The organism is Streptomyces sp. NPDC059443 (assembly GCF_042750105.1).
Classification (GTDB): Bacteria; Actinomycetota; Actinomycetes; order Streptomycetales; family Streptomycetaceae; genus Streptomyces.
On sequence record NZ_JBHYVM010000024.1, the window covers coordinates 119,257 to 127,864 of the forward strand.

6 protein-coding genes are annotated in these 8,608 nt (G+C 71.4%); all 6 read right to left on the reverse strand.

What is annotated here, in order from left to right; translation table 11 throughout:
- Positions 1-118: 118 nt before the first annotated feature.
- A complete protein-coding gene (galE, locus tag ACFXDJ_RS23180; RefSeq protein WP_384663941.1) occupies positions 119-1,108 on the reverse strand; it encodes a UDP-glucose 4-epimerase GalE in 990 nt (329 codons plus the stop codon).
- Positions 1,109-1,164: 56 nt separating this feature from the next.
- Complete coding sequence (locus ACFXDJ_RS23185; protein WP_384850158.1) at positions 1,165-2,787, reverse strand: glycosyltransferase family 2 protein; 1,623 nt, start codon at positions 2,785-2,787, stop codon at positions 1,165-1,167.
- A gap of 143 nt (positions 2,788-2,930) precedes the next feature.
- Positions 2,931-4,373 carry a GTPase ObgE gene (gene obgE / locus ACFXDJ_RS23190; protein WP_384663432.1) on the reverse strand — a complete coding sequence of 481 codons (1,443 nt, stop codon included), beginning with the start codon at positions 4,371-4,373 and terminating at the stop codon, positions 2,931-2,933.
- A 168-nt stretch (positions 4,374-4,541) separates the two neighbouring features.
- A complete protein-coding gene (gene rpmA, locus ACFXDJ_RS23195; RefSeq protein ID WP_030013081.1) occupies positions 4,542-4,796 on the reverse strand; it encodes a 50S ribosomal protein L27 in 255 nt (84 codons plus the stop codon).
- 13 nt (positions 4,797-4,809) lie between these two features.
- Positions 4,810-5,130 carry a 50S ribosomal protein L21 gene (rplU, locus tag ACFXDJ_RS23200; protein WP_112446572.1) on the reverse strand — a complete coding sequence of 107 codons (321 nt, stop codon included), beginning with the start codon at positions 5,128-5,130 and terminating at the stop codon, positions 4,810-4,812.
- Positions 5,131-5,393: 263 nt separating this feature from the next.
- A partial coding sequence (locus ACFXDJ_RS23205; protein WP_384850160.1) for a ribonuclease E/G occupies positions 5,394-8,608 on the reverse strand: 3,215 nt, incomplete at its 5' end.

Consider the following 8,608-nt stretch of genomic DNA (forward strand, 5'->3'; position numbering starts at 1 on the left):
ATGTACCCGTACACGCGCCGACACACCCGCGACACCCCGTTCTCTACTAGCCCGCCCCCCCCGCCCGTCCCGGGGGCGGGCGGCTTCGTACGTACTCGGAGGCGGTCAGCCCTTGAGGTCAGCCCTTGCGGTTGGCCTCCCAGCCCTCCCAGGCCGAAGTGATCATCTCGCGGACGTCGTGGCGGGCCTTCCAACCCAGCACGGACGAGATCTTCTCGGCGGAGGCGACGACCTTCGCCGGGTCGCCGGGGCGGCGCGGGGAGACCACGGGCGCGTAGGCGGGGTCGGTGTGCCCGGTGGTCTCGTTGACCAGCTCGACCATCTCGCGGACGGAAACGCCCTCGCCGCGGCCGATGTTGACGGTGAGGTCGTCGTACTCGCCCCGCGCGCCCCACTCGGCGAGCTTGCGGGCCGCCACCACGTGGGCCTCCGCGAGGTCCGCGACGTGGATGTAGTCACGGATGCACGTGCCGTCCGGGGTCGGGTAGTCGTCGCCGAAGATCCGGGCGCCCTCGCCCTTGTCGAACCGCTCGAAGATCATCGGCACCAGGTTGAAGACACCGGTGTCGGCGAGCTCGGGGGTGGCGGCCCCCGCCACGTTGAAGTACCGCAGGCAGGCGGTGGACATGCCCTTCGCCTTGCCGGTCGCGCGGACCAGCCACTCGCCGGCCAGCTTCGTCTCGCCGTACGGGCTCAGCGGCAGGCACGGGGTGTCCTCGGTGACGAGGTCGACGTCGGGCATCCCGTACACGGAGGCGGAGGAGGAGAAGAGGAAGTTGCGGATGCCGGCGTCGGCCACCGCGCCGAGCAGGACCGTGAGGCCCTGCACGTTCTCCTCGTAGTAGTGCAGCGGCTTCTCCACGGACTCGCCGACCTGCTTCTTGCCCGCGAGGTGCACCACACCGGTGATCTCGTGCCGGGCGAAGGTGTCGTCCAGGACCTTGCGGTCGAGCACGGAACCGACCACCAGCGGAACGCCTTCCGGGACACGGTCGGCGTTGCCGGTGGAGAGGTCGTCCAGGATCACGACCTCCTCGCCCGCGAGCAGCATCGCGCGGACTACGTGCGACCCGATGTAACCGGCGCCACCAGTGATCAGAAAGGTCATGCGTATCTCCCTAGTTCCGTCTCTTGTCTCATCCGGCGTCCGCCGGTTCCCGCGCTCTAACCGCGGCTCTTGCGGGCCCGGTCGAGGCGGTTGCGTGCAAGGCTCATGACGCCTTCGGCTCCGGGCGCGAGGCGCACCGCCAGCGATCCGCCGGCCGTGCGGTAGGGCTGCGCCAACAGCACACCGTACCGGCTGCTGGGCAGCACCCGTCGGCGGAGCAGGCCGCCGAGGGGGCGCGGAGAGGTGAGCAGGGAGCTCCCGTCCGCGCACTCCACGCCCACCTTCACGTCCCACGCCTGCATGCCTCGCCGGCCCGCGCCGCGCCCGGCGACCGCCAGCGTGGTGAGGCGGAAGGGCAGTTCCGCGATCCACTGGCCGCCGTCCTCGGCGGGGTGCAGCTCCCCCGGCTCGGCGAACAGCGCCTTCCCCTCGTCGCCCCGCGGCAGGAAGCGCAGCTGGGCCGTGCGCGGGCCGGCGGCGGCGAGGCGCCCGTACAGGTCGTGCACGCGGATCCGCACTCCCGCGCAGCCGCCCGCCTCGGCATCGACTATGACGGGCAGTTCTGACGTGGGCAGCCACGCCAGCCCGTCCAGTTCCACGGGCAGGGCCTCGCTCCAGACCGCGGCCCCGCCGGCGCCGGTCGTGTACGGGGGCTCCAGCCGGGGTGGATCGGCGGCGAAGGCGGTCAGCCGGAGAAGGTCGGCGGGGGCGGGCGGAACCTCGCAGGCGCGCACCACCCGTACGACCCAGCGGGCGGGGGCCGCGGCGGCCTCGATGTCCGCGTCCGCGAAACCGGCGAGGTAGTCGTGGGCCGCGGCCCACCAAGCGGCCTGGTACTCGGGATCCTTGCCGAGCTCGCGCAGGTACATGCGCAGGTCGTACTCCAGGAACTTGACCTGGCAGGCCCGGCCCAGCTCGGGCGAGGACTCGGAGATGATCCGGGAGGCGGTGCGGTGCGCCTCGATGCGCGCACGCCAGTTGCCGACGTCCTTGCGGTCCAGGGAGATCGACACCTGGGTGGCGTCCCGGCGAACGTGCCACACGTAGACGAGGTCGCCGATCACAGCGATGCGGGGCTCGGCGGCCAGCACGCGGGCGGTGAACACGAAGTCCTCGTAGACGAACCGGCCGTCGGGGAACCGGATCTGGTGCTTTTCGAGGAATGAACGGTCGTACAGCTTGTTGACGCAGAGCGTGTCCCGGACCAATTCCGGTCGGTCGGCCGGCCGGCCGATGACATCGCCCGGCGTGTAGAGGCCGGGCATCCAGGGGACATCGCGTCCCGCGGGCAGTTCGCGGCGGACGCAGGCGCCGACCGTGACCGCCGCGCGGTGTTCCCCGGCGGCGCGCAGGAGGGAGTCGACGGCTCCCGGGGGGAGCACGTCGTCGCTGTCCAGGAACATGACGTACGGGGCGGTCGCGGCCGCGATCCCGTCATTGCGCGGGGTGCCGCAGCCTCCGCTGTTCTCCGTGCGGTGCACGACCTTCAAACGGGAGTGGCGGGCGGCCAGTTCGTCGAGCACGGACCCGGTTCCGTCGACGGACGCATCGTTCACGGCAATGACCTCGACAGCCGCGGGGCCCTGGGCGAGAGCCGAGGAAACGGCCTCGCCCACGAGCCCTGCGTCGTTGTACGCGATCACGACGACGGAAACGCCGGGGGTATTGGTGCTCGTCACCTTCGGATCCTAGGCCACGCAGGTAAACGTGGTCTCAAGACAATTCGCCCGGCAGGCGGCCCGGCCGGCCCCGGCCGCCCGGTCCGGACCCGGTCGTGAGACCGGGCCCGGACCGGGCGGAAACGCCAGCGGGAAGGGCTCCGTCAGAAGGGACGGAACTCGTCGTACTCCTTCTGGACCGAGTCGCGCTCGGCTTCCTTCTCCTTGCGGCGCGTGGTGGCCGGACGCGGCGCCTCCAGACGGTGGTCCTCACCGCGGCGGCCCAGCATCTCGGCGCCGGCCATCATGGTCGGCTCCCAGTCGAAGACGACCGCGTTGTCGTCGGAACCGATGGCCACGCCGTCGCCCGCACGGGCACCGGCCTTGCGCAGCGCGTCCTCGACACCGAGGCGGTTGAGACGGTCCGCGAGGTAGCCGACGGCCTCGTCGATGTTGAAGTCGGTCTGGCGGACCCAGCGCTCCGGCTTCTCGCCGCGCACCCGGTACACGTCCTCGGCCTCGTCGTAGGTGATGGTGAAGCCCGAGTCGTCCACGGCCTTCGGGCGGATGACGATGCGGGTCGCCTCCTCCTTCGGCTTGCGGGCGCGGAACTTCGCGATGACCTCGGCGAGGAAGAAGGACAGCTCCTTGAGGCCGGTGCGGTCGACCGCGGAGACCTCGAAGACCTTGTAGCCGCGGGCCTCCAGGTCCGGACGGACCATCTCGGCGAGGTCCTTGCCGTCGGGGATGTCGACCTTGTTGAGGACGACGAGGCGCGGGCGCTTCTCCAGGCCGCCGCCGTAGAGCTTGAGCTCCTCCTCGATGGCGTCGAGGTCGGCGAGCGGGTCGCGGTCGGACTCCAGGGTGGCGGTGTCCAGCACGTGCACGAGGATCGAGCAGCGTTCGACGTGGCGCAGGAACTCCAGGCCGAGGCCCTTGCCCTGGCTGGCGCCCGGGATCAGGCCCGGGACGTCGGCGATGGTGTAGACCGTCGAGCCGGCGGTGACGACGCCCAGGTTCGGGACGAGGGTGGTGAAGGGGTAGTCCGCGATCTTCGGCTTGGCCGCGGAGAGCACCGAGATCAGCGAGGACTTGCCGGCGCTCGGGAAACCGACCAGCGCCACGTCGGCGACGGTCTTGAGCTCCAGGATGACGTCGCCGCCGGTGCCGGGGACACCGAGGAGCGCGAAGCCGGGCGCCTTGCGGCGGGCGGAGGAGAGCGCCGCGTTGCCGAGGCCGCCGCGGCCGCCTTCGGCAGCCACGTAGGTGGTGCCCTGGCCGACGAGGTCGGCGAGGACGTTGCCCTCCTTGTCGAGGACGACGGTGCCGTCCGGCACGGGCAGGATGATGTCCTGGCCGTCCTTGCCGGAGCGGTTGTCGCCCGCGCCGGGCGCGCCGTTGGTGGCCTTGCGGTGGGGGCTGTGGTGGTACTCCAGCAGGGTGGTGACCGCCTGCTCCACCACCAGGATGACGTCGCCGCCACGGCCGCCGTTGCCGCCGTCGGGGCCGCCGAGCGGCTTGAACTTCTCCCGGTGAACGGAGGCGCAGCCGTGGCCCCCGTTACCCGCGGCGACATGCAATTCGACGCGGTCCACGAAGGTGGTCATGGGTGTTCCTCCAGATACATACGGGAATGTCCCGGGCAGGCCTTGCTGCCCATTAAACGTGTCTATGTGACAACGCGCCGAGGGCGGACCTCTCTTCCCGGCTTCGCCGGAAAGAGCTGAGATCCGCCCTCGGGGTGTTACGAACGCTTCAGATCAGCAGGAGCTGAATCAGGCGGCCGGAACGATGTTGACGACCTTGCGGCCACGGTGCGTGCCGAACTCGACCGAACCGGCCTGCAGCGCGAACAGCGTGTCGTCGCCACCACGACCGACACCCGAACCCGGGTGGAAGTGGGTGCCGCGCTGGCGGACGAGGATCTCACCAGCGGAAACGACCTGACCGCCGAAGCGCTTCACGCCGAGCCGCTGGGCATTGGAATCGCGCCCGTTCCGGGTGGACGATGCGCCCTTCTTGTGTGCCATGTCTCAGTCCCTCTTACTTCGCAGCCGCGGGGATACCGGTGACCTTGATCGCCGTGTACTGCTGGCGGTGACCCTGGCGACGGCGGTAGCCGGTCTTGTTCTTGTAACGCAGGATGTCGATCTTGACGCCCTTGTGGTGATCCACAATCTCGGCCGTGACCTTGACGCCGGCCAGGACCCACGGGTCGCTGGTCACGGCTTCGCCGTCGACAACGAGCAGGGTCGAGAGCTCGACCGTGTCGCCAACCTTGGCGGTGGGAATCTTGTCAACTTCAACGATGTCGCCGACAGCAACCTTGTGCTGGCGACCACCGCTGCGCACGATGGCGTACACGCGGATCTCTCTCTCACTCGGGGCGGATGCTCCTGAAGCCAGCCGCTCAGGCGGGCCGAAGCCCACACCGATCCGGATTGGACGAGCGGCCTCTCCCGCATGCTGCTCGGCGGGAGGAAGGTGCTCAGGAGCGCGGCGCGCGTTAGACGTAATCGTCTAAACATGCCGACGGTCTAGGTTACGGGGCCGGTTCCGGAGGGTCAAACCGGGTCCCGCATGACCATGGGCCCCGCCGCTCGGCGGGGCCCACGATCAGGAGCGGATCAGGCTTCGGTGGGAGCCGAGACGGAGGGCAGCGTCTGCTGCTCGGCCGCCGCGGTCTTCTTCGTGGCCCGCTTCGCAACGGTCTTCTTGGCGGCCGTCTTGGCCGTCGCCGCCTTCTTGGCGACGGTCTTCTTGGCGGCTGCCGCCTTCTTGGCCGGGGCCTTCTTCGCCGCGGCCGCCGTGGCTGTGGTCGCCTTCTTGGCGGCCGTCTTGCGGACCGCCTTCTTGGCGGGAGCCGCCGGGGCGGCCTCCTCCACGACTGCCTCGGCCGGGGTCTCCACCGGCGCCTGGACGACCACCACGGCCGCCTCCGCGCCCGCCGGGGAACCGGCCGGTGCGGTGGCCTTACGGGTGGCACGGCGACGCGGACGGACCGGCGCGGCCTCGGCCACGGGCTCGATCACGGGCTCGGCCGGGGTCTCGACGACCACCGGCGCGGGCTCGGGCTCGGGCTCCACGACGGGCTCCGGCTCCGGCACGACGACCGGCTCCGGGGCCTGGGCCGGGGCGGCCTCGGCCGGGGCGCCCGCCGGAGCGGTCGCCTTACGGGTGGCACGGCGGCGGGTGCGGCCCTTGGGGGCCTCCTCCACGACCGGCTCCACGACGGGGGCCGCGACGACCTCGACGACCTCGATGACCTCGGGCTCGATGACCTCGATCTCGGCCTCGACCACCGGCTCGGGCGCGGCCACCGGGGCCGGAGCCGCGGCGACAGCGGCAGCAGCGGCACCGCGCCCGGCGCCCGCCGGAGCGGTCGCCTTGCGGGTGGCGCGACGGCGGTTGCGACGGCCGCTCAGACCCGCGGCGGCCTCGGCCTCGGCCGCGCTTCCGTACAGCTCCTCGTCGGCGACGAAGGACGGCTCCGGCAGCGCGATCGGGGCGGCGGCCTCGGCAGCCACCTCCGCCTCGGTCTCGATCTCGTAGACGTCCGTCTCGACGGCCTCGATCTCGTGGTCGTGCTCGTGCTCGTCGGCGCGGCCACCGCGGCGCTTGGAGCGCTTGCCGTTGCCACCGCCGCCGACCACGGTCGGGGTCTCCATGTGCACGATCACACCGCGACCGTTGCAGTGGACGCAGGTCTCGGAGAAGGACTCCAGCAGACCCTGGCCCACCCGCTTGCGGGTCATCTGGACCAGGCCCAGCGAGGTCACCTCGGCGACCTGGTGCTTGGTCCGGTCACGGCCCAGGCACTCCAGCATGCGCCGCAGGACCAGGTCGCGGTTGGACTCCAGGACCATGTCGATGAAGTCGATGACCACGATGCCGCCGAGGTCGCGCAGCCGCAGCTGGCGCACGATCTCCTCGGCCGCCTCCAGGTTGTTCCTGGTGACGGTCTCTTCGAGGTTGCCGCCCTGACCGGTGAACTTGCCGGTGTTGACGTCGATGACGATCATCGCCTCGGTCTTGTCGATCACAAGCGAGCCGCCCGAGGGCAGCCACACCTTGCGGTCGAGCGCCTTGGCGAGCTGCTCGTCGATCCGGTACGTCGCGAAGACATCGACCTCGGAGGTCCAGCGGGAGAGCCGGTCGGACAGGTCCGGGGCCACGTGGTTCACGTAGCCGTGGATGGTCTCCCAGGCGCTGTCACCGCTGACGATGACCTTCGAGAAGTCCTCGTTGAAGATGTCGCGCACGACGCGGACGGTCATGTCCGGCTCGCCGTACAGGAGGCTCGGCGAAGAGGTCGAGATCTGGTTCGACTTCTTCTGGATGTCCTCCCACTGGGCCTGCAGACGCTCGACGTCGCGGCGCAGCTCGTCCTCGCTCGCACCCTCGGCGGCGGTGCGCACGATGACGCCCGCGTCCTCGGGGACGATCTTCTTGAGGATGGTCTTCAGGCGCGCGCGCTCGGTGTCGGGCAGCTTGCGGCTGATACCGGTCATCGAGCCCTCGGGCACGTAGACGAGGTAGCGGCCGGGCAGCGAGACCTGGCTGGTCAGGCGGGCGCCCTTGTGGCCGATCGGGTCCTTGGTGACCTGCACCAGGACCGACTGGCCGGACTTGAGGGCGGACTCGATGCGGCGCGGCCCGTTGGCCATGCCGAGCGCCTCGAAGTTGACCTCACCGGCGTACAGGACGGCGTTGCGGCCCTTGCCGATGTCGATGAAGGCGGCCTCCATCGACGGCAGCACGTTCTGGACCTTGCCCAGGTAGACGTTGCCGACGTACGAGGTGGCTTCTTCCTTGTTGACGTAGTGCTCGACGAGCACGTTGTCCTCAAGGACGCCGATCTGGGTGCGCTCGCCCGACTGGCGGACGACCATCACGCGCTCGACGGCCTCGCGGCGGGCCAGGAACTCGGCCTCGGTGATGATCGGGACGCGGCGGCGGCCCTGCTCGCGGCCCTCGCGGCGGCGCTGCTTCTTCGCCTCCAGGCGGGTCGAGCCCTTGATGGACTGGACCTCGTCGGAGGAGGTGGAGCCGGCGCCCGCGGCGGACTCGGAGCGCTCGCGCGCCGGACGGGGCTCGCGGACCTTGACGACGGTGCGCACGCCGTCCTCGTCGCCCGCGTCGGCGTCCGTACCGCCGTCACCACTGCGGCGACGACGGCGACGGCGACGACGGCTGGAGCTGGAGCCGAGGGCCCCGCTCTCCTCGTCCTCTTCCGCCTCTTCCTCTTCGGCCTCCTCGGCCTCGGCCTCTTCCTCGGCGGACTCGTCGAGGTCGGCGGCCTCACCGCGACGGCGACGACGGCCACCGCGACGGCGACGACGGGACGGGCGGTCGCCCGACTCGTCGAACTCCTCCTCGGCGGCCTCTTCGAGCTCGGCGGCCTCGGACTCCTCCTCGAAGAGCTCTACGTCGGCCAGCGAGACCGGAGCGGACGGCGCGGCCTGGGCCGGGGCCGCCGGAGCGGCGGTCTCGGCGGCCGCACCGCGGCCGCGGCGGCGGCGACGGCCGGCCGGCTGCGGGGCCGGGGCCACGACGGCCTCGGCTTCGAGCTCGATCTCTTCTTCTTCGACCTCGTCGATCTCGTCGACCGGGGCGGCAGCGGCAGCGGCCGCCGCGGCCATGGCGGCGGTCTCCGGGGTCTGGAACATCGGCTCCGCGAAGACCGGCGCCTGGAACACGGCGACGGCGGGACGACCGGCGCGACGGCCACGGGCCGGGGCCGGGGCCGGGGCGGCGGGCGCCTCGGCCGGGGCAGCGGCGGCGGCCGCCGGCTGCGGCGCGGCGGCAGCGGCCGGAGCGGTGGTGGAACGCGTGGCGCGAC

Coding starts and splice junctions, on each gene's coding strand:
- galE (WP_384663941.1), bottom strand. CDS start 1,108: ATGACCTTTCTGATCACTGGTGGCGCCGGTTACATCGGGTCGCACGTA.
- obgE (WP_384663432.1), bottom strand. CDS start 4,373: ATGACCACCTTCGTGGACCGCGTCGAATTGCATGTCGCCGCGGGTAAC.
- rpmA (WP_030013081.1), bottom strand. CDS start 4,796: ATGGCACACAAGAAGGGCGCATCGTCCACCCGGAACGGGCGCGATTCC.